We start from the raw sequence: 19,641 nt of genomic DNA, 5'->3' as shown, positions 1-19,641 counted from the left end.
TCCTCTCGGGAGTGCCGGCTCAGCCGGCAGCGACCTCGTAGCCGGCCTCCTCGACGGCGGCCCGCACGGCGGCCTCGTCGACGGGCTCGGTGCTGCTGACGGTCAGGCCGCCGCTGGCCAGGTCGACGTCGACGGCGGTGACCCCGGGGACGGCGCTGACCTCCTCGGTCACGGCGTTCACGCAGTGGCCGCAGGTCATGCCGGCGACGGTGTAGGTGGCGGTGCTCATGGGGTTCCTCCGAGGGGGTGCGGTGGTCAGGACCGGACGAGGCGGGCGATGGCCTCGGATGCCTCGCGGACCTTCTCGTCGGCCTCGCGGCCGCCGACCTGGGCGGCCTGGACGACGCAGTGCGACAGGTGCTCCTCGACCAGACCGAGGGCGACCGACTGCAGCGCCTTCGTCATCGCCGAGACCTGGGTGAGGATGTCGATGCAGTACTTCTCGTCCTCGACCATCCGCTGCAGCCCGCGGGCCTGGCCCTCGATGCGGCGCAGCCGCTTGAGGTAGTCGTCCTTGCGGTGGATGTAGCCGTGCTGGCCGGCTGCTCCGGTGCTCTCCACGTCCGTCCTCCCGACGCGTCCGGTGGGCGCTCGGGAGCAACCATACCCCCCTAGGGCATGTGATGCCGTGCGTCGTCCGTCACCGGTCCGCGTCCTGCGCCCGGAGCTGCTCCACCGTGGCCTGCAGCCGCTCGGTGTCGGCGCGGGCGTCGGCCAGCTCGTCCTGCAGTCCGAGGATCACCTCGGCGGAGGCGAGGGTGTGGCCGTCGTCGAGCAGGCCGCGCAGCCGTGCGGCCAGGGCCAGCTGGTGGCGGGAGTAGCGGCGGTGTCCGCCGGGGGAGCGGTGCGGCTGGAGGACGCCGGCGGTGTCGAGGCTGCGCAGGAAGGCCGCCTGGACGCCGAGCAGTGCGGCGGCCTGGCTCATGGTCAGCGCAGGGAAGTCCGGGTCGTCCATGCGCTCGACCCGCCCTCCCACCGGGTCGCCCTCCCGGGAGCCGGGTGCGGTCATGGCGGTCCTCCGGTGTCTGGATGGCGCGAGGGCCGGGTCCGTGTGGACCCGGCCCTCGGGGAGTCGCCGCCGATCAGCTCTCGACGGACTTGCGCTGGGACGACTCGCCCTCGATGGTGCGGCTCTCGACGGCGGCCGGCGTGTCGGCCCGGGTGACCGAGATCTTGCGGGCCCGCGCCTTCTCGGCGACCGGGATGCTCACGGTGAGCACGCCGTCGTGGTAGTGCGCCTCGAGCCGGTCGGTGTCCAGGCTGCGGCCGAGGACGAGCTGCCGGGTGTAGCTGCCGTACGGCCGCTCGGCGATCGCCCACTCGGCGTTCTCCAGCTGCGGCACCGAGCGCTCGGCGGTGACCGTCAGCGTGGTGCCCTCGACCTGCAGGTCGATCGAGCCGGGGTCGACGCCGGGCAGGTCGAAGTGGGCGACGAAGTTGTCGCCGACGCGGTAGGCGTCCATCGGCATGCCCGACAGCGGGCGGGCGGTCAGCCCCCCGCCCCGGCCGGTCAGCTGGTCGAGCGCCCGGAAGGCGGCGTTCGTGGCGGCGAACGGGTCATAGGCGGTCAGCATCGCCATCGCTGTGTCAACCTCCTGTGTTCGTGCTGGTGTGTCCGCTGCCCGAGGTGAACCTCTAGTGGCAGCTAGAGAATACCTCAACCTTGCACCGCAGTAAACATCCACTGGGCAGATTTGTTCCGGGCGGGCTCGGCAGGTCCCCGGTGAGGTCCACGCCGGCCTGCCCCGGCGACGACCCCCGAGGCCGGCGAGGAGGGTCGGGGTCCCCGCGCCCGTCCGCGCGTGAGCCGAGCCTCCCCGGGGCAGGAGACGGCCGTGGACGACACCAGCGCCCCCCGAGCGCAGGGGGAACCGGAGCAGAAGCGGCGCGGCGACGTGGAGCCGGAGGTGAGCACCGACCTCGACGGCGACGTCGCGACGCTGACCGTCGGCGGCGAGTTGACCGAAGGGGCCCGGCGGCCCCTGGTGCGGACGATGACCGACCTGATGCTCGGCCGTCCGGACCTGCGGCAGGTGCGCCTGGACCTCCGCGCCGCCACGTACCTCAACTCCGCCGGCATGGCCGTCCTCGTCCAGCTGCAGAAGCTCGGCCAGCCACGCGGCGTGGACGTCGTGCTGGTCGCCCCGCCCACGGCGGTCGCCCGGCCGCTCCAGCTGTCGGGGCTGTGGCTGCGCTTCCCCGTCGAGGAGCAGCCGGCGGTGGAGGACGACCGCGTCGACCGGGAGGGCGGCCCTGGCTGAGCGCCGGTGTCGCGGCGGGCGCGCCGCCGTGCAACTCCTAGCCTGACCGGGTGCCGTCGAGCCATCCCCACAGCCACGGTCCCGACCCGGACGCGCCGCCGCCGACCCCTGAGGTGCTCACGCGGAGACGACGCGCGGTCTGGCTGATGCTCCTGCTGCTCGTGCCGGTGGCACTCGCCACCGTCGTCGGGCTGGTGGTGCTCTGGCCCGGTGACGGACCGACCCGCGCCCAGCAGGCCGCCGAGCTGTTCCTCCCGCCGGGCACCACCTACCCCGAGGGCCGGGTCTCCGCCGTCGAGCCGTTCGACTGCTCGGTGCCCGGGGGCGAGGGCCAGCCGGCGCAGCAGCTGACCTGCGCCACCGTCGTCGTCGAGGTGCTCGACGGGGACGGCGCCGGTGAGTTCCAGCAGCTGCAGCTGCCAGCCGAGATCTACGCCGCGGGCATCTCCGAGGGCGACGTCCTGGTCCTCACCCGGGACGCCGCCGCGGAGGGCGGTGGGGGGTACGGGTTCTACGACTACGACCGCGACCTGCCGATGGTCGCGCTGACCCTCGTCTTCGCCGTCGTCACCGTGGCCGTGGCCCGGCTGCGCGGACTGGCCGCTCTGTTCGGGCTGGCGTTCGCGTTCTTCGTGATGCTGCAGTTCCTGCTGCCCGGCCTGCTCGGCGACTCCTCCCCGACGCTGGTCAGCCTGGTCGGCTCGGCGGCGATCATGTTCGTCGTCCTCTACCTGGCGCACGGCTTCTCCGCGCGCACGACGACGGCGCTGGTGGGCACCCTCTTCGGCCTGGCGCTGGTCGCCGTCCTCGGGTCGGTGGCGGTGGCGACGGCGCGGCTGACCGGCCTGACCAGCGAGGAGACCACGCAGCTGCAGACGTACGACCCGGCGCTGGACTTCTCCGGCCTGGTGCTCGCCGGCGTCGTCGTCGCGGGGCTCGGCGTGCTCAACGACGTGACGATCACCCAGGCCTCGGCGATCTGGCAGCTGCACGAGGTCGACCCGCAGATGACCTGGCGGGAGCTCTACCTCCGCGGGATGGCCGTCGGCCGCGACCACATCGCCTCGACCGTCTACACGATCGTCTTCGCCTACGCCGGCGCCTCGCTGCCGCTGCTGATGCTCTTCGAGGTCTACGCCCAGCCGTGGGACGTGCTCCTGACCACGTCGAACCTGGCGGAGGAGGTCATCCGCACGCTGGTCGGCTCGATCGCGCTCGTCCTCGCCGTCCCGGTGACGACGGCGGCCGGCGCCTTCTTCGCCACGGCCGCCGGCACCCGGGCGGGCGAGGCGACCGACCAGCGGCTGACCGCCCTGCGCGCCCGGTTCGCCCGGTGAGCGAGGCTGTGGCCGTGAACCCGCCCGCCCCGGACCTGCTCGACGCCGCCCGCGCCGCCCCCGGCTTCATGCCCGACGACGAGGGGACGGCGCTGTACGAGGCGGCCCGCTCGGTCGCCGTCCCGGGGCCGCTGCTGGAGGTCGGCAGCTGGATGGGCAAGTCGGCGCTCTACCTGGCCGCCGCGGCGCGCGAGACCGGCCGCCCGGTGGTCACCGTCGACCACCACCGCGGCTCGGAGGAGCACCAGCCGGGCTGGGAGTACCACGACCCCACGCTGGTCGACCCGGCCGTCGGACTGCTCGACACCCTGCCGCGGTTCCGCCGGACGATCGCCGACGCCGGCGCCGAGGACGTCGTCATCGCGGTCGTCGCCCGCTCCGAGACCCTCGCCCCGCTGTGGACCACCCCGCTCGCGCTGCTGTTCCTCGACGGGAGCCACACCGAGGAGTCCGCCCGCCGCGACCAGGACGCCTGGGTGGCCAAGCTGGCCGTCGGCGGCACGCTGGCCATCCACGACGTCTTCCCCGACCCGGCCGACGGCGGCCAGGCGCCCTACGGCGTCTACCGGCGGGTGCTCGCGTCGGGGGACTTCACCGAGCTCCCGGGCACCGGGTCGCTGCGGCTGCTGCGCAGGCTGCGGTGAGCGATCCGCTCGAGGCGGAGCGGGACGCGGCCCGGGCGCAGATCGCGGCGCTCAGGCGCGAGTTCGACCAGGTCGTCGACGCGTCGAGGCAGTCCAACGCCGACGACGAGCACGACCCCGAGGGCGCGACCATCGCCTTCGAGCGGCAGCAGGTCGCCGCGCTGCTGGAGTCGGCGCAGCGCCGGCTGGCCGACGTCGACGCCGCACTCGCGCGGCGGGCGGCCGGCGGCTACGGCGCCTGCGAGGACTGCGGCCGGCCGATCGCGCCCGAGCGCCTGGCCGCCCGCCCCGCCGCGCGCACCTGCATCGACTGCGCGGTCTGAGGCCCCCCGTGCAGGGTCCCGCCGCGAGCTCGCGGCGGGACCCTGCACGGGGGTCCTCCCTCAGGAGACGTAGCGGCGGGCGGTGGAGGTCCGCTGGGCGTGCTCGAGCGCGGCGAAGCGGGCCTCGGCGTGCGCAGGCAGTACCCGCCGCTCCTGCACCACCCACGGGATCCCGCGCACGGCGGCCCACAGGCCCTGGGCGGTCACCCGGTCCCGCGGCAGGGTGCGCAGCAGGTGCACGGTGCGGCGCAGCGCCGGGCGCACGGGACGGCGCAGCCACGTCGTCCAGAGGGTGTTGCGGATTCCGTCGCGACGCCGCCGGTGGGAGTCCCGCGCCCGCGACGCCTGGTGGTGCACGGTCAGCGCGGGCAGGTAGCACAGCTCCCACCCGGCGGCCGCCAGGTCGCCGGCCATCAGCTCCTCCTCGCCGCCCAGCCACAGCCGCTCGCAGAAGCCGCCGACCTCGGTGAACGCCTCGCGGCGCAGCACCGAGGCGCCGGCGAGGAAGGAGCCCAGCGCCGGCCCGGGCAGCCAGTCGGCGCCGCGGACGGGGGAGTCGCGCAGCTCGGGCACGATCGGGTCCTCCCGGCCTCCGGGCTCGACCAGGATCCGCGCGGTCACCACCGCCAGGCGCGGATGGACGTCGAGGACGTCGGCCGCGGTGCGCAGCGAGCCCGGGTCCCACCAGGTGTCGTCGTCGCAGAAGGCGACGTAGGGGGTGTCCACCCGGGCCACCCCGACGTTGCGGCCGATCGCGCCGAGGTTCTCCGGGCTCGCGACCAGCTCCACCTGCGGGAACCGCTCGGCCACCGCCGCCGCCGTCCCGTCGGTGGAGCCGTTGTCGACGACGACGACGTGCGGCCGCTCGGGCAGCGCGACCAGCCGGGAGAGCGCCACCAGCACCTCGTCGTGGCGCTGGTGGGTGATGACGACGACCGACACCCGCGGGTCCGGTCGGCCTTCGTGCAGGGTCCCGCCGCGAGCCTGCGAGTGGTGGGGGGCAGGAGGGTCCTCCTTCTCCGTCGCCGTCACGCCGCCTCCGCCAGCACGCGCAGGTCGGCGCGGACGGGTTCCGGAACCACCCGGCGGCGGCGCAGCGCGGCGGGCACCTCCGGCAGCGCGCGCAGCAGCCCGCGCCGCTCGGGCGCCCCGGTGCGCAGCGCCTGCAGCACCAGCCCGGCCACCTCGGGCCACGGGCGGCGCATCACCGCGGTGAGCAGCCGGCTGCGCCAGATCGCCGTCCGCCGGCTCTCCGGAGCGGATCGCTTCGTCGACGGGTGGTGGTGCACGGTGACCCCGTCGACGTAGGCGATGCCCCAGCCGGCCGTGGCCAGGTCCAGCGACAGCCGCTCCTCCTCGCCGGGGAAGCGGACGACGGGGTCGAATCCGCCGACGGCGAGGAACGCCCCGGTGCGCACCATCGCGCCGCAGGCGATGAAGCCCAGCAGCGCCGGGCCGGGCAGGTCCTCCGGCGTCCCCAGCGGGCTGCGTGCCAGCTCGGTGCAGAAGGAGTCGAGCCGCTCCTCGGGGCCGACCAGGATCCGCGCGTTGAGCACCGCCAGGCGCGGGTGCGCCCGCATGACCTGCACCGCGCGGGCGAGGTCGCCGGGTGCCCACCACGAGTCGTCGTCGGCGAAGGCCACGAACTCCGTGCCGGCGCGCTCGACGCCGAGGGTGCGCGCGTAGCTGCCGACGTTGCGTTCCAGCGGGACGACGGTCACCTCGGGCAGGGCCGCGCGCACCGCCTCGACGGTGCCGTCGGTCGAGGCGTTGTCGACCAGCACGACCGGCGCCTCGTGGCGGGGCAGCGTGCGCAGGAGGTCCTCGCGGCGGTTCTGGCTCATGACGACGACGGCCACGTCGCCGGGGGGAGGGTCGCCGGGGGGAGGGTCGCCGGGGGGAGGGTCGCCGGGGCGGGGAGAGCTGGTCACGCCGTCCCTCTGCCCGCGCCGCCGGGCAGCCAACCGGCGATCTCCTGTGCTCCGTCCGTCCCGGCCGCGGGCAGTCCCCCCGGGTCGGTGAACAGGCCGGAGGCCGGGGTGGCGCCGGAGAGGGCGTCGGCGGCGAGGACGACGGCCGCCGCCGTCCACGTCGTCCGCTCGACCGGCCAGCGGGCGTCGTCGGGGTAGACGTAGCCGGTCCAGTACGAGCCGTCGTCGGCCCGCAGGTGCTGCATGGCGGCCACCTGCTCGAGTGCGGCGTCCGGCCGGCCGGCGGCGGCCAGCGCGAGCGCGAGCTCGCAGGTCTCCGCGCCGGTGACCCAGGGCCGGTCGGCGACGCAGCGCGCGCCCAGTCCGGGGACGACGAAGCGGTCCCAGTCGGCCGCCAGCCGGGCGTCGGCCGCGGCACCGGTCACCGCGCCACCGAGCACCGGGTAGTACCAGTCCATCGAGTAGCGCGACCGGTCGGCGAAGGCCTCGGGCCGGGTGCGCAGCGCGGCGCCGAGGTCGGCGACGGCCAGCTCCCAGTCCGGCTGCGGCTCGCCGACCAGGGCGGCCAGGGCGATGCCGCAGCGCAGCGCCTGGAACAGGCTGGCGTTGCCGGTGAGCAGCGCGGTGTCGTCGGCGGTGCCGTCGGGGCGCAGCGCCCAACCGACCGCGCCGCCGGGCAGCTGCATGCGGGTGACCAGGTCCAGGCCGCGGCGCACGGCCGGCCACAGCGTGGCGACCAGCTCCTGGTCACGGGTCAGCAGCCAGCTGTGCCAGACGCCGACCGCCAGGTAGCCGGCGTGGTTGCTCTCCGCGGCGGGTGAGGACTCCGCGCCGTCCCGGTACTCGGCCGCCCACGAGCCGTCCAGCCGCTGCCGGCGGGCCAGCCACCGGTAGGCCGCCCGCGCCCGGCCGTGCTCGCCGCCGAGGTCGAGGGCCATCGCGGCCTCGACCATGTCCCACGGGTCGAGCTGACCGCCGCGGAACCAGGGCAGCGTGCCGTCGGCCTCCTGCTCGGCGGCGATGGCCGCCACCGTGGCGCGCACCTGCTCCCCGCTCAGCACACCGGGCAGCTCGGGGAGCAGCTCAGACAGCGGTCCGCTCCAGCTCGGCCTCGCTCGCCACAGCCGGGACGTCCACCGCCGGCTTCGCGGCGTAGACCACGAGGCTCTTGCCGATCACCGGGTCCAGCAGCCGCTCGGCGGTGCGGGTCACCCACGGTCGCTCCGTCAGGTCCCACACCAGCAGCCGGTGGTAGGCGCGGACGGCCGCGGAGTCGCGCTCCACCCCGACGGCGCACTTGAGCCACCAGAACGGCGCGTGCAGCGCGTGCGCGTGGTGCTGCGCCCCCGGTGCCAGGCCGGCCGCCGCCAGCCGGTCGCGCAGCACGTCGCCGCGGTAGATGCGGATGTGGCCGCCCTCGTTGGCGTGGTAGGCGTCCGACAGCGCCCAGCAGATCCGCTCCGGCCCGTACCGCGGCACCGTCACCGCGACCGTGCCGCCGGGCCTGAGCACGCGGGCGATCTCCGCCATCGCGGTTCCGTCGTCGGGGATGTGCTCCAGCACCTCCGAGGCGATCACCCGGTCGACGCTCTCGTCGGGGAAGGGCAGCGCCAGCAGGTCGGCGCGCACCACCTCGTAGGCGGCCCCCGCCGGGGCCTCGCCGGCCTCCGCGATCGCGCCCAGCCAGCGCTTCGTCGTCTCGACCTCGGACACGCCCCAGTCGACGGCGACCACCCGCGCGCCACGCCGGTAGGCCTCGAACGCGTGCCGGCCCTCGCCGCAGCCCAGGTCCAGGACGGTCATCCCCGGCCGCAGGTCCAGCCGGTCGTAGTCCACGGTCAGCACGATGTCCCCGGCTCGACTCCGGACTCGATCCGCTGCTCGGTCGCCGGCGCTCCCTGCGACGATCCCTCGTCCGTCGTCGTCACAGGCGCCCCTTCCGGTCCAGCACCTCGCGGTACCACTCCGCCGTCCGCTCGGCGGTCGACCGCCAGGTGTAGGACGCCAGGACGCGGCGCCGTCCGGCCCGGCCCAGCTGGTCGGCGAAGGACGGCGAGTCGAGGACCAGCTGCAGCGCCGCGGTCAGCTCACCGACGTCCCCGGCGCGCACCCGAACGCCCGCCCTGCTGCCCACCACCTCGGGCAGCGCCCCGGCGTCGGTGGTGACCAGAGCGGTCCCGCAGGCCATGGCCTCGATCGCGGGCAGCGAGAAGCCCTCGTACAGCGACGGGATGGCGACGACGGCGGCGCTCTGCAGCAGCCGGACCAGGTCGGCCTCGGGCAGCGGGCCGGTGAAGCGGACGGCGTCGCGCAGCGCCAGCCGGTCGAGTGCGGCCTCGGCCGGCCCGCCGGGGCGCGCGGTGCCGACGACGGTCAGCCGCACCGGTCGCTCGGTGCGCAGCTTCGCGACCGCCTCGAGCAGGTGGACCAGCCCCTTGAGCGGGACGTCGGCACTGGTGGTGACGACGATCGAGTCGGCGTCACGGGGACGGTCGGCCGGCGGCGGTGTGAAGACGTCGGGGTCGATGCCCACCGGGACGACCCGGATGCCCTCGGCCGGGACGCCCAGGCGGGTCTCGATGTCGCGGCGGGAGTGCTCCGAGACGGTGGTGACGCCGTCGAGCTGGGCAGCCACCCGGGCCTGCATGCGGGTGAAGCCGTACCAGCGGCGCAGCGTCAGTCGCCGGCGCAGCGACGGGGCGGCGGCCAGCTCCAGGTCGCGGTCGATGGCGACCGGGTGGTGCACCGTGGCCACGGTCGGCACGCCGGCGCGGGTCAGCTGCAGCAGGCCCGAGCCCAGGCACTGGTTGTCGTGGACGACGTCGAACCGGCTCGCCTGCGGGAGCAGCAGCCGGGCGGCCCGGAGGCTGAAGGTCAGCGGCTCGGGGAAACCCGCCGTGCACATCGCGGCGTACTCGAGGAGGTCGATCCGGTCGCGGAACTCCGAGGGCCGCGGGGTGCGGAACGGGTCGGGCTCCCGGTAGAGGTCCAGGCTCGGCACCCGGGTGAGGGGCACGCCGTCGTCCAGCTCGGGGTAGGGCTGACCGCTGAACACCGTGACCCCGTGGCCGAGGGCGGTGAGCTCGCGGGAGAGGGCGCGGACGTACACGCCCTGGCCGCCGCTGTGCGGCTTGCTGCGGTAGGACAGCAGTGCGATGCGCAGCGGCCGTCCCATGGTCGGCGACTCTAACCAGCCGTCATGACCGACCGTTGCGCGGAGCCCCGTGCTGCGGCACCGCACCGGTGCCTGACAGGGTGGCCGCATGCTGCGCCACGTCGTCCTGTTCACCTGGTCCGACGACGCCGACGAGGAGCGCCGGGAGCAGACCCTGGCCGCCCTCCGCCGGCTGCCCGAGGAGGTGGGCGGGATGACCTCCTTCGCGGTCGGCCCGGACGCCGGGCTGCGCGAGGGCAACGCCCACACCGCCCTGGTCGCCGACTTCCCCGACGTCGAGGCCTGGAGGCGCTACGCCGACCACCCGGTGCACCTGCAGGTCATCGCCGACCACGTCAAGCCGATCCTCGCCGCGCGCAGCGCCGTGCAGTACGAGGTCTGAAGAAGGACCACCCTTCCCCCCACGCCTCGCACGCTCGGCGCGGGCCCCTGAACGGTGGCCGCTCCTGCCCCCCGCCACTCGCGAGCTCGCGGCGGGCCCCTGCAGGCGGGCCGTTCCACCACCTCACCACGCCGGCGGGACCCTGCAGGAGGGCCGTCGCGTACCAGCCGCACCGCCCGGCACGGGCTACCGTCGGGGGCATGAGAACGGACCGGCGCGCCCGCCGCACCACCCTGCTCGCCACGGGCCTGGTCGCCGGTGCGGTCCTGACCGGCTGCTCGTCGGACGCCGAGGTCCGGGAGGCCGCGGCCACCGGCGCGCCGTCGCCCTCCGCGGAGGCCGCCGCGGCGACCTCCGCCCCTGCCGACCTGGCTGCCGGGCTGCTGCCCGCCGAGGCCTTCGGCCCCGGGGCGCGGGTCCTCCCGGTGTCCGGGCAGCAGCTGTTCCAGGGCGCGCCGGCCGGGATGGGTGCGCCGGCCGACGTCGAGATCACCCCCGAGTCGTGCACCGCGGCCCTGCAGGCCCTGCCGCTGCAGCAGCCGCCGGCCGCGGAGGACGTGGCCGCGCAGGTCGCCGTCCAGGGGACGACGTACACCGCGGAGCTGCTGGCCGTGGCCGGACCGGCGGCCGAGCTCGTCGGCCGGGTGCCCGAGCTGGTCGAGCAGTGCCCGCAGGTGAGTGTCAGCTCGCCGGAGCACGGCAGCGCCACGATCGACCTGGCGACGTTCGACGTGCCCGACGTCGGCGACGCCGCGGTGGGGGTGTCGGTGGGTGTCGCGGCCACGGAGCCCGGCGGCGTCCAGCGCGAGGCCTCAGGACTGGTCGGGCTGGTGCGCGACGGGGACCGGGTGGTGGTGTTGACCACCGGCGATCGGGAGGGTGCCGAGCCCGACCGCGCGGCGTTCACCGCGCTGCTCGAGCGGGCCCACGACGCGCAGGTCGCTCTGGGCTGAGGAAGGACCGTCCCCCACCCCTCGCAGGGGACGGAGCCTCTCCCCGAGCTCGGAGCACGCCAGGAGAGGCCGGGTGCCCGGGGACGGGGCCGGGCGTCCACAGCCGCGCGGCCGGTCCACAGATCCCCGCGCGGGGCCCGTGCGGGCGGGGACGGCGGCCAGGGTCGGCTGCATGGACGACCCCATCCGCCCTCCGGTGTCCCTCTCCGACTCCGCCGACCTCGCCGCCGCGCTGCCCCATCTCGTCGGGTTCCACCCGCACGAGTCGGTCGTGCTGGTCACGCTGGGTGGGCCGACCGGCAACCGGGTCGGCCTCACCGTGCGCGCCGATCTGCCGGCCCGGGCCGCCTCGACCGCCGTGGTGACCGCCCTGGTCTGCGGCGTGGCCACTGACGATCCGGCCGGGGTCGTCGTCGCGGTCGTCTCCGAGGCGCCCGACGAGCGCGAGCCGCTGCCCGGCGGTGACGCGGTCGCCGGCCTGCCGCACCGCGACGTCGTGCACGACGCCGTCGTCGCGCTGGCAGGGCTGGACATCCCGGTGCGCGACACCCTGCTCGTCCGGGGCGGCCGCTGGTGGTCCTACGACTGCCCGGAGCCCTGCTGCGCCCCGGGGGCCGGGGCGCAGCTACCGGGAGGCGTCTCCGCGCTCGCGGCCGCCTCGGCCGCCACCGGCCAGGTCGTCGCCCGCGACCGCGCGGCGCTCGAGGCGCGCATCGCGCCGGTCGACGGGCCGGCCCGGGCCGCGATGGAGACCGCCACCTGGCGGCTGGTGGGTCGCCGGGCACGCGCCGCGCGGGTCGATCCGGACGCCGAGGCCCGCCGCTCCTGGGACGCCGTGCTCCAGGCCGCGCGGCGCTGCCGTCCGTCCGGGGCCGGCCGGCTACCCGACCGCGAGGTCGCCGGGGTGCTGTGGGCCCTGGCCGACATCCGGGTGCGCGACCGGGCGCTCACCCTCGCGCTGGGGGACGACGCCGCCGCGGCCGAGCAGCTGTGGACCGAGTGCACCCGCCGGGCTCCGGCCCCCCTCGACGCGGCGCCGGCCACGCTGCTGGCGGTCAGCGTCTGGCTGCGCGGCGACGGCGCCATGGCGAACGTCGCGCTGCAGCGGGCGCTGGACAGCCGCCCGGGCTACACGCTGGCACGACTGCTGGCCGACGGGCTGGCCGCGTGCCTGCCGCCGGCCGAGCTGCGGACGATGCTCGCCTCGGTGACCGCGGACCCCGATGAGGTCTGGGCCGCCGGCTGACCGAGGGCCCGGTCGCCGCGAGCGGGGCCGGGTGCCGCAGGCCCCGTCCCGGGCTTGCGAGGGGTGGGAGGACGGGGTCGCTCGTCACAGCAGCTCCGGGCGCTGCCACTCCTCGCCGTGCACGTGCTCGGCCAGGAAGGCGAGCACCGTCCCGTACCAGATCTGCGCGTTTCCCGGGGTGAGCACCCAGTGGTTCTCGTCCGGGAAGTAGAGGAACCGGGAGGGCACACCACGCTTCTGCAGGTCGTACCAGAGCCGCAGCGCCTCGCCGATCGGGACCCGGTAGTCCCGGTCGCCGTGGATCACCAGCATCGGCGTGCGGATGGCGTCGGCGTAGCGGTGCGGCGAGTTCTGCTGGTAGCGCTTCGGTTCGCGCAGCGGGTCGCCCCACTCCCGCTCCCAGAAGTACGCCGCGTCGGTGGTGCCGACGAACGAGTCGATGTCCCACAGGCTGGCGTGGGTGACGATCGCCTGGAACCGGTCGGTCTGGGTGGCCACCCAGTTGGCCATGTAGCCCCCGAAGGAGCCGCCCATCGCCGCGGTGCGCGACTCGTCGACGTCGGGCCGCTGCTCGACGGCGTCGACAGCGGCCATGAGGTCGGTGTAGGGCGCCTCGCCCCACGACCCCCAGCCGCGGCGGACGAAGTCCTGCCCGTACCCCTGCGACAGCGCCGGGTCGGGCAGCAGGACGGCGTAGCCCCGGGCGGCCATGACCCACGGGCACCAGCGCCAGGACCACGAGTTCCAGCTCATCAGCGGCCCACCGTGGATCCACAGCAGCAGCGGCGCCGGGTGCTCGGCCGACGCGCCCTCGGGGAGCACCAGCCAGCAGTGCACCGGCGTCCCGTCAGCGGCGGTGGCCGTCACCTCGTGCAGGCTGCCGGGCAGCCCGTCGAGGGTGCCGGGGTTGGGCAGCGGCTCCGGGTGCTGACCGGTCGCCTGCGGGTCCAGCCGCACCGGCGCGGGCGGCTCGTCGTACGCCGAGCGCAGCGCGTAGAGGGCGCTGCCGTCACGGGCCACCTGCAGGTCGCTGTAGGCACCGTCGGTGGTCATGCGCACCGGCTCGCCGCCGTCGGCCGGCACCCGGAACAGCGCGTGCCGCCCGCCGTCGTCGGCGAGGAAGTACACCGTCGTCCCATCGGCGCCGAACTGCGGGGCGGAGGGCCAGCGGTCGAAGCCGGCGGTGAGCTCCCGCGCCGCACCGGTGGGCACGTCGACGTGCAGCAGCGTGTAGTCCGGCGGGTCGTCGTGCGTCGACATCGACTCCCGCACGCACACGACCGCGCTCCCGTCGGGGGAGAAGCGCGGCGCCGAGAGGTCGGCGAGCGGGTCGTCCACCAGCGCCCGGCTCTCGCCGGTCGCGGTCTCGACGAGCAGCAGCCGGTCGCGCCGGCCGGCCGGACCGTCGGGCACGGTGTCCACGCGCACCAGCAGCCGGCCGTCGGGGGAGAGGTCCAGGTCGCCGCCGGCACCGGCGGGCGGAACGGCGTCGGGGGTCAGGTCGCGCAGTTCGACCGGGAGGCGTTCGGCGCCGGCGTCGGGGTCGGCGGGCAGCGCGCCGGCCCAGAAGACGTGCGGGGTGGCGGGGCCCAGGTCGCTGTCCCAGTACCGCACCGGGTAGGCCACGTGCAGGATCGCGGTGACCCCTGCTTCCTTGCGCCGCTTGCGGCGCTCCGCGTCGGCCTCGGCGTCGCCCGCGCCCGGCATGGCAGCGGCGGTCACGACCACCTCGCCGGTGTCCGCGGCGATCGCGACGGCCCCGATGCCGCCCGGATGGGTCAGCACCGGCCGGGCCTCGCCGCCGTCGGCGGGCAGGCTCCACAGTGCGGGCTTCGGGTCGTCGGCCCCGTCGCCGCCTCCGGCGGTGGGGTCGGGGCGGGCGGAGGTGAACAGCAGCGAGCCGTCGGGCGCCCACACCGGCGAGGACTCGCCGGGAGCGCTGCGGGTGAGCCGGCGGGCCGGCCGCCGTCCCTCCGGGTCGACCTCCCACAGGGCGGACTGCCACTTCGTCTTCTCGCGGTCCAGGGTCTGCACCGCGACGGCGAGCCGGCGGCCGTCGGAGGACAGGGCCAGCCCGGCGACCCGGGGGAGGGCGACGAACGCGGCCAGGTCGGCGAAGGGGGAGGTGGGCGTGGCAGGTGCGTCGGAGGGCTCGCTCACCCGGCCCACCGTAGGAGCCGCGTGAGGGAGCCCCCGTGCAGGGTCCCCGGCCCCGTCCCGGGGCGGCCCCGTCCAGAGGCTCGCCGCGAGCCTGCGCGCGGTGAGGAGGACGGGGTCCTCCCTCAGAGGCGGGGAGCCGCCTCGGCCGGGGTGAGCTCCTCGTCGAGGGCGCTGACGAACACGTGCTGGGCCACGCCCATCGGCAGCACGTTGCCGTCGAGGCTGACCGAGCCGGCGGTCAGCTGGGCCACGGCGGTCATGCCGGGGCGCAGGCCCTGGGCGGCGAGCTGGCGCAGGAGCTCGTTGTCCTCCTGCAGCTGCTCGCTGATCCGCTTGATCTCCACCCGGCGCCCCTCGGGGGTGGCCGTGGTGGACAGCAGCGTCAGGGAGTCGAGCACCGCGGAGGTCTCGCCGCCGAGGGCGTCGAGGCCGGGGATCGGGTTGCCGAACGGGGACACCGTCGGGTTGCCGAGCAGGGTGAGCAGCTTGCGCTCGACGGCCTCGCTCATGACGTGCTCCCAGCGGCACGCCTCCTCGTGGACGTCGGCGTAGTCCAGCCCGATGACGTCGACCAGCAGGCACTCCGCGAGCCGGTGCTTGCGCATCACCGCGGTCGCCAGCTGCCGCCCGGACTCGGACAGCTGCAGGTGCCGGTCGCCCTCGACGGTCAGCAGGCCGTCGCGCTCCATCCGGGCGACCGTCTGGCTCACCGTCGGACCGCTCTGGTGGAGCCGTTCGGCGATGCGGGCGCGGAGAGGGACGATCCCCTCCTCCTCCAGCTCGAAGATCGTCCGGAGGTACATCTCGGTGGTGTCGATGAGGTCGTTCACAGCTCTCCTCCGTGTCGTCCCTGATGGTACGGGGGGAGGGCGCACCTGCCCGTGCACGCGGCGGCACCGGCGTCGGGACGCTGCTGCGCTGCCGGCGGTAGCGTCGCCGGGGACATCGCCGTCGTCGTCGAGGAGTGTCCCGTGAGTGACTCGGTCGCGGTCGTCTGGGACGACGCGCTGCTCGGCTACACGATGGGCGGGGACCACCCGCTGCACCCGGTCCGGCTGGACCTCACGATGCGGCTGGCCGACGGCCTCGGCGTCCTGGCCACCGACCGGCTGCAGGTGCTGCGGCCCACCCCGGCCGACGTCGACCTGCTCACCCGGGTGCACGACCCGGCCTACCTGGACGCGGTGAAGCGCGCCCCGACCGACCCCGGTGTCGGGCACGGCCTGGGCACGGCGGACAACCCGGTCTTCGAGGGCATGTACGACGCCGCGGCACTGATCACCGGTGGCAGCGTGCTCGCCGCCGAGCAGGTGCACAGCGGCCGGGCGCAGCACGCGGTCAACATCTCCGGCGGGCTGCACCACGCGATGCGCGACCGCGCCTCGGGCTTCTGCGTCTTCAACGACGCCGCGGTCGCCATCCGGTGGCTGCTCGACCAGGGGCACGAGCGGATCGCCTACCTCGACCTCGACGTCCACCACGGCGACGGCGTCCAGGCCGTCTTCTACGACGACCCGCGGGTGCTGACCGTGAGCATCCACCAGACGCCGCTGACCCTCTTCCCCGGTACGGGGTTCCCCGAGGAGACCGGGGACCCCGACCGGGCGCTGGGCAGCGCGGTCAACCTGGCGCTGCCCAACGGCACCGACGACTCGGGCTGGCTGCGGGCCTTCCACGCCGTCGTGCCCAGCGTGCTGAGGGCGTTCCGGCCGGAGATCCTGGTGACCCAGTGCGGGTGCGACGCCCACCACGAGGACCCGTTGGCCGACCTCAGCCTGACCATCGACGGGCAGCGGGCCAGCTACCGCGCCGTCCACGACCTGGCCCACGAGATCTGCGACGGCCGCTGGATCGCCCTCGGCGGCGGCGGCTACGGCCTGGTCCGCTGCGTGCCGCGGGCCTGGACGCACCTCATCGCCGAGGCCGCCGACGCCCGGCTCGACCCGGCGACCGAGATCCCCGAGTCCTGGCGCGAGGACGTGGTGCGTCGCGGCCTGCGCGCCCGGCCGCCCACGCACATGACCGAGGGCGGCTACACCGGCTTCGCGCACTGGGACCCGTTCACCGAGTCCCGCGTCGACCGGGCCATCGCCCGCACCCGCACCGCCTCGTTCCCCTACTTCGGCCTCGACCCGGACGACCCCCGTGACTGAGCAGAGCACCCAGACGCCGTCGGCGCTCCCGGACGACAGCCCGCCGCCCCAGCCACCCGCGCACTGGGAGGCCGACATCATCGCCGCCGACGGCGGCACGGTGCACCTGCGCCCGATCTGTCCCGAGGACACCGAGGGTCTGGTCGGGCTGATGGACCGCAGCTCCGACCAGACCCGCTACTACCGGTTTTTCGGGCCGATGAAGCGGCTGTCGGACAAGGACCTGCACCGCTTCACCCACGTCGACCACGACACCCGGGTCGCCTTCGTCCTGGTGCTCGGCGACCAGGTGATCGGTGTCGGCCGCTACGACCGCTACCCGGGTACCGACGACGCCGAGGTGGCCTTCCTGATCGAGGACGCGCACCAGGGCCGCGGGCTGGGCTCGGTGCTGCTCGAGCACCTGGCCGCGGCGGCCCGGGAGCGGGGTATCAAGAACTTCGTCGCCGAGGTGCTGGCGCAGAACAACCGGATGGTCCGGGTCTTCCTCGACGCCGGGTACACCCCGACCCGGTCCTACGAGGAGGGGGTCGTCCACCTCACCTTCCCGATCGCGCCCACCGAGACCGCCCTGCAGGTGGCCTACGAGCGGGAGCAGCGCAGCGAGTCCCGGTCGATCGCGCGGCTGCTCACGCCGTCGTCGGTCGCCGTTGTGGGAGCGAGCAACGACGAGGGCAAGATCGGCAACGCCGTCCTGCGGCACCTGCTCGACCTCGGTTTCGAGGGGCCGGTCTACCCGGTCAACCCCGGCACCCGGCACGTGCGGGGGGTGCCGGCCTACGCCGGCATCGAGGACATCCCCGACGACGTCGATCTCGCCGTCCTCGCGGTCCCCGCCGACGAGGTGGCCGGCGTCGTCGAGGCGTGCCGGCGCAAGCGGGTCCGCGGGCTGGTGGTCATCTCCGGCGGCTTCGGTGAGTCCGGCCCGGAGGGACGGGTGCGCGAGCGGCAGCTGGTCGCCGCGGCACGCGCCTCGGGCATGCGGGTGGTCGGGCCGAACTGCCTGGGCATCGTCAACACCGACCCGGCGGTGCGGCTCAACGCCAGCCTGGCGCCGCGGGTGCCCGGCCGCGGGCGGGTCGGCTTCTTCGCGCAGTCCGGCGCGCTCGGCTCAGCGCTGCTGGAACAGGCGCGCACCCGCAACATCGGCCTGTCCAGCTTCGTCTCGGCCGGGAACCGCGCCGACGTCAGCGGCAACGACCTGCTGCAGTACTGGGTCACCGACCCCGGGACCGAGGTGGTGCTGCTGCACCTGGAGAGCTTCGGCAACCCCCGCAAGTTCGCCCGGCTGGCCCGCCGCGTCGGCCGCACCAAGCCGGTGGTCGCGATGAAGAGCGGCCGGCACGTGCGGATGACCGAGGGGCTGGCCGGCACCTCGGTGGCGGTGCCCGAGGAGTCGGTGGCCGCGCTGTTCGCCTCCGCCGGGGTCATCCGGGTGGAGACCCTGGCGCAGCTGTTCGACGTCGGCACGTTGCTGGCCCACCAGCCGCTGCCGGCCGGCGACCGGGTCGCGGTCGTCGGCAACTCCACCGCGATGGGCGTGCTGGTCAGCGACGCCGTCCTCGAGTACGGGCTGGAGTTGGCCCACGAGGCGCCCACCGACATCGGTGCCGCCGGGACCGCCGAGGAGTTCCGGGTCGCGCTGCAGGAGGCGGTCGACGACGAGGGCGTCGACGCCGTCGTCGCGGTGTTCCTGCCGCCGCTGAGCCGTGGCTCCGCCGCCTACGGCCGCGCGCTGCGCGAGGTCGCCGCCGGGGCGGAGAAGCCCATCGTGGCGACGTTCCTCTCCGCGGAGGGCATCCCGGCCGAGACGGCCGTCCCCGGGGAGGACGGGACGCCGGCGCGCGGCTCGGTCCCCTCCTTCTCCACCCCGGAGCGCGCGGTGATCGCCCTGGCCAAGGTGGCGCAGTACGCCGCCTGGCGGCGCCGTCCGGTCGGCGAGGTGCCCGAGCTCGAGGGGATCGACGAGCGGGCCGGGCGGGACGTCGTCCTGCCGGCGCTCGCCTCGGCACCCGCTGGGCGGGCGCTCACCGACGAGGAGCTCATCGCGCTGCTCGCCGCCTACGGCATCCCCCTGCTGGGCACCCGCACCGTCACCGACGCCGAAGCGGCGGTCGCAGCGGCCGAGGAGGTCGGCTACCCGGTGGTCCTCAAGTCGACCGCCCCGTGGCTGCGGCACCGGTCCGACCTCGGCGGGGTGCGGCTGGACCTGGCCGACGCCGACGCGGTGCGTGGGGCGTTCGCCGCCATCCCGTCCGGCGACCCGGTGGTGGTGCAGGAGATGGCCGCGCCCGGGGTGGCCACGGTCGTCGAGATCGTCGACGATCCGTCCTTCGGCGCGCTCGTCAGTTTCGGCCTCGGAGGGGTGGCCACCGACCTGCTGGGCGACCGCGCCTACCGGACGCTGCCGCTGACCGACCTGGACGCCGCGGAGCTGGTGCGTGCACCGCGGGCGTGGCCGCTGCTGAACGGGTACCGCGGCTCTGAACCGGTCGACGTCTCGGCGCTGGAGAACCTGCTGCTGCGGGTCGCCCGGCTCGCCGACGACCTGCCCGAGGTGCTGCAGCTGGCGCTGGAGCCGGTGATCGTCGGCCCGCCCAACCCCTGGCACGGCGGGCGGTCACTGGTCGTGGCCGGAGCCACCGCCCAGGTCGGTCCGCCGACCGCGCGCGTCGAACCCGGCCCCCGCCGCATGCGCACCCCCGGGGTCTGAGCCGGGGTCACCCCTCCCCGGCGCGGGCCGCGAGGAGGTGGCCGCGCAGCGGGGCGGCGATCCGGCCGTCGGGGCCGGCGAACGGGGCGAGCACCTCGCGCGCGCCGGCGCGGATGCGGTCGCGCGCAGCTGGTCGAGGTCGCCGCAGGCCCAGTAGGTGCCGAGGAGCGTGTCCGGAGACTCGGAGGCCACTGCGTCTCCCGCGGGCGGGCGGTGCCGTTCCGGGGTCCCGCCGTCGTGCGCCCCGGTCACGGTGCGGCGCACGGTCCGTCGGGCGGAGACGCCGAGAGCCGGTCACCACGTGGTGACCGGCTCTCGGTGCGGCCCCGTCCCGGGTCCCGCCCCGGGCTCGCGCAGGGTGGG

20 protein-coding genes are annotated in these 19,641 nt (G+C 75.6%); 9 read left to right on the top strand and 11 right to left on the bottom strand.

From position 1 onward, the window contains the following. Positions 1-19 precede the first annotated feature (19 nt). The 4 genes from ACWIX3_RS21140 to ACWIX3_RS21125 form a co-directional block, all read right to left on the bottom strand. On the bottom strand, positions 20-229 hold the full coding sequence (locus ACWIX3_RS21140) for a heavy-metal-associated domain-containing protein (RefSeq protein ID WP_448609312.1): 210 nt from the start codon (positions 227-229) through the stop codon (positions 20-22). Positions 230-255: 26 nt separating this feature from the next. Beyond that, the gene (locus ACWIX3_RS21135; protein ID WP_448609311.1) at positions 256-561 is read right to left on the bottom strand and encodes a metal-sensitive transcriptional regulator; all 306 of its coding nucleotides are present in this window, start codon (positions 559-561) and stop codon (positions 256-258) included. 79 nt (positions 562-640) lie between these two features. Then, positions 641-1,009, bottom strand: a complete 369-nt coding sequence (locus ACWIX3_RS21130) for a helix-turn-helix domain-containing protein (protein ID WP_448609310.1) — start codon at positions 1,007-1,009, stop codon at positions 641-643. A gap of 73 nt (positions 1,010-1,082) precedes the next feature. After that, a complete protein-coding gene (locus ACWIX3_RS21125) occupies positions 1,083-1,580 on the bottom strand; it encodes an Hsp20/alpha crystallin family protein (protein WP_448609309.1) in 498 nt (165 codons plus the stop codon). Positions 1,581-1,835: 255 nt separating this feature from the next. Here ACWIX3_RS21125 and ACWIX3_RS21120 point away from each other — a divergent pair, with 255 nt between their 5' ends. From ACWIX3_RS21120 to ACWIX3_RS21105, 4 genes are all read left to right on the top strand, one after another. Then, a complete protein-coding gene (locus ACWIX3_RS21120; protein WP_448609308.1) occupies positions 1,836-2,261 on the top strand; it encodes an STAS domain-containing protein in 426 nt (141 codons plus the stop codon). Positions 2,262-2,407: 146 nt separating this feature from the next. Then, entirely contained in the window at positions 2,408-3,598 is a 1,191-nt protein-coding gene (locus tag ACWIX3_RS21115; protein WP_448609307.1) for a YibE/F family protein, read from the top strand. A gap of 14 nt (positions 3,599-3,612) precedes the next feature. Next, positions 3,613-4,242, top strand: coding sequence for a class I SAM-dependent methyltransferase (locus ACWIX3_RS21110; RefSeq protein ID WP_448609306.1), 630 nt, complete (start codon positions 3,613-3,615; stop codon positions 4,240-4,242). Continuing rightward, positions 4,239-4,565, top strand: a complete 327-nt coding sequence (locus ACWIX3_RS21105) for a TraR/DksA family transcriptional regulator (protein WP_448609305.1) — start codon at positions 4,239-4,241, stop codon at positions 4,563-4,565. Before ACWIX3_RS21110 ends, ACWIX3_RS21105 begins: the two co-directional genes overlap by 4 nt. A gap of 60 nt (positions 4,566-4,625) precedes the next feature. Here ACWIX3_RS21105 and ACWIX3_RS21100 read toward each other — a convergent pair whose 3' ends face one another. The 5 genes from ACWIX3_RS21100 to ACWIX3_RS21080 form a co-directional block, all read right to left on the bottom strand. Further along, the gene (locus ACWIX3_RS21100) at positions 4,626-5,597 is read right to left on the bottom strand and encodes a glycosyltransferase family 2 protein (protein ID WP_448609304.1); all 972 of its coding nucleotides are present in this window, start codon (positions 5,595-5,597) and stop codon (positions 4,626-4,628) included. Further along, positions 5,594-6,424, bottom strand: coding sequence for a glycosyltransferase family 2 protein (locus ACWIX3_RS21095; protein WP_448609303.1), 831 nt, complete (start codon positions 6,422-6,424; stop codon positions 5,594-5,596). The genes ACWIX3_RS21100 and ACWIX3_RS21095 overlap by 4 nt, the downstream gene beginning before the upstream one ends. 68 nt (positions 6,425-6,492) lie before the next feature. Beyond that, a complete protein-coding gene (locus ACWIX3_RS21090; protein ID WP_448609302.1) occupies positions 6,493-7,557 on the bottom strand; it encodes a prenyltransferase in 1,065 nt (354 codons plus the stop codon). Positions 7,558-7,579: 22 nt separating this feature from the next. Then, positions 7,580-8,332, bottom strand: a complete 753-nt coding sequence (locus ACWIX3_RS21085) for a class I SAM-dependent methyltransferase (protein ID WP_448609301.1) — start codon at positions 8,330-8,332, stop codon at positions 7,580-7,582. 88 nt (positions 8,333-8,420) lie between these two features. Continuing rightward, positions 8,421-9,671 (bottom strand): glycosyltransferase family 4 protein, encoded by a 1,251-nt coding sequence (locus ACWIX3_RS21080; RefSeq protein ID WP_448609300.1) that lies wholly within the window; start codon positions 9,669-9,671, stop codon positions 8,421-8,423. An 88-nt stretch (positions 9,672-9,759) separates the two neighbouring features. On the opposite strand from ACWIX3_RS21080, the gene ACWIX3_RS21075 reads away from it, so the two are divergent. The 3 genes from ACWIX3_RS21075 (at position 9,760) to ACWIX3_RS21065 (ending at position 12,252) form a co-directional block, all read left to right on the top strand. Then, on the top strand, positions 9,760-10,053 hold the full coding sequence (locus ACWIX3_RS21075; protein ID WP_012949601.1) for a Dabb family protein: 294 nt from the start codon (positions 9,760-9,762) through the stop codon (positions 10,051-10,053). Between the two features lie 200 nt (positions 10,054-10,253). After that, positions 10,254-11,006: a hypothetical protein gene (locus ACWIX3_RS21070; protein ID WP_448609299.1), complete on the top strand. Its 753-nt coding sequence runs from the start codon at positions 10,254-10,256 to the stop codon at positions 11,004-11,006. A 172-nt stretch (positions 11,007-11,178) separates the two neighbouring features. Beyond that, positions 11,179-12,252, top strand: coding sequence for a DUF4192 domain-containing protein (locus ACWIX3_RS21065; RefSeq protein WP_448609298.1), 1,074 nt, complete (start codon positions 11,179-11,181; stop codon positions 12,250-12,252). An 84-nt stretch (positions 12,253-12,336) separates the two neighbouring features. Here the strand turns inward: ACWIX3_RS21065 and ACWIX3_RS21060 are convergent, their stop codons facing one another. Beyond that, positions 12,337-14,412 (bottom strand): S9 family peptidase, encoded by a 2,076-nt coding sequence (locus ACWIX3_RS21060; protein ID WP_448609297.1) that lies wholly within the window; start codon positions 14,410-14,412, stop codon positions 12,337-12,339. A 122-nt stretch (positions 14,413-14,534) separates the two neighbouring features. Then, positions 14,535-15,242 carry a metal-dependent transcriptional regulator gene (locus ACWIX3_RS21055; protein ID WP_448609296.1) on the bottom strand — a complete coding sequence of 236 codons (708 nt, stop codon included), beginning with the start codon at positions 15,240-15,242 and terminating at the stop codon, positions 14,535-14,537. 141 nt (positions 15,243-15,383) lie between these two features. Here ACWIX3_RS21055 and ACWIX3_RS21050 point away from each other — a divergent pair, with 141 nt between their 5' ends. Further along, positions 15,384-16,565: an acetoin utilization protein AcuC gene (locus tag ACWIX3_RS21050; RefSeq protein WP_448609295.1), complete on the top strand. Its 1,182-nt coding sequence runs from the start codon at positions 15,384-15,386 to the stop codon at positions 16,563-16,565. Further along, positions 16,558-19,278 (top strand): bifunctional acetate--CoA ligase family protein/GNAT family N-acetyltransferase, encoded by a 2,721-nt coding sequence (locus tag ACWIX3_RS21045; RefSeq protein WP_448609294.1) that lies wholly within the window; start codon positions 16,558-16,560, stop codon positions 19,276-19,278. The genes ACWIX3_RS21050 and ACWIX3_RS21045 overlap by 8 nt, the downstream gene beginning before the upstream one ends. Positions 19,279-19,641 lie beyond the last annotated feature (363 nt).

This window comes from Geodermatophilus sp. URMC 60 (assembly GCF_053502585.1).
The sequence above is the reverse complement of the archived record's forward strand: the minus strand, read 5'-3'. Positions and strand labels throughout refer to the sequence as shown.

Bases quoted from the DNA above. Each gene is read 5' to 3' on its own strand.
- ACWIX3_RS21140 (WP_448609312.1), bottom strand. From the start codon at position 229: ATGAGCACCGCCACCTACACCGTCGCCGGCATGACCTGCGGCCACTGC.
- ACWIX3_RS21130 (WP_448609310.1), bottom strand. From the start codon at position 1,009: ATGACCGCACCCGGCTCCCGGGAGGGCGACCCGGTGGGAGGGCGGGTC.
- ACWIX3_RS21125 (WP_448609309.1), bottom strand. From the start codon at position 1,580: ATGGCGATGCTGACCGCCTATGACCCGTTCGCCGCCACGAACGCCGCC.
- ACWIX3_RS21115 (WP_448609307.1), top strand. From the start codon at position 2,408: ATGCTCCTGCTGCTCGTGCCGGTGGCACTCGCCACCGTCGTCGGGCTG.
- ACWIX3_RS21080 (WP_448609300.1), bottom strand. From the start codon at position 9,671: ATGGGACGGCCGCTGCGCATCGCACTGCTGTCCTACCGCAGCAAGCCG.
- ACWIX3_RS21075 (WP_012949601.1), top strand. From the start codon at position 9,760: ATGCTGCGCCACGTCGTCCTGTTCACCTGGTCCGACGACGCCGACGAG.
- ACWIX3_RS21070 (WP_448609299.1), top strand. From the start codon at position 10,254: ATGAGAACGGACCGGCGCGCCCGCCGCACCACCCTGCTCGCCACGGGC.
- ACWIX3_RS21065 (WP_448609298.1), top strand. From the start codon at position 11,179: ATGGACGACCCCATCCGCCCTCCGGTGTCCCTCTCCGACTCCGCCGAC.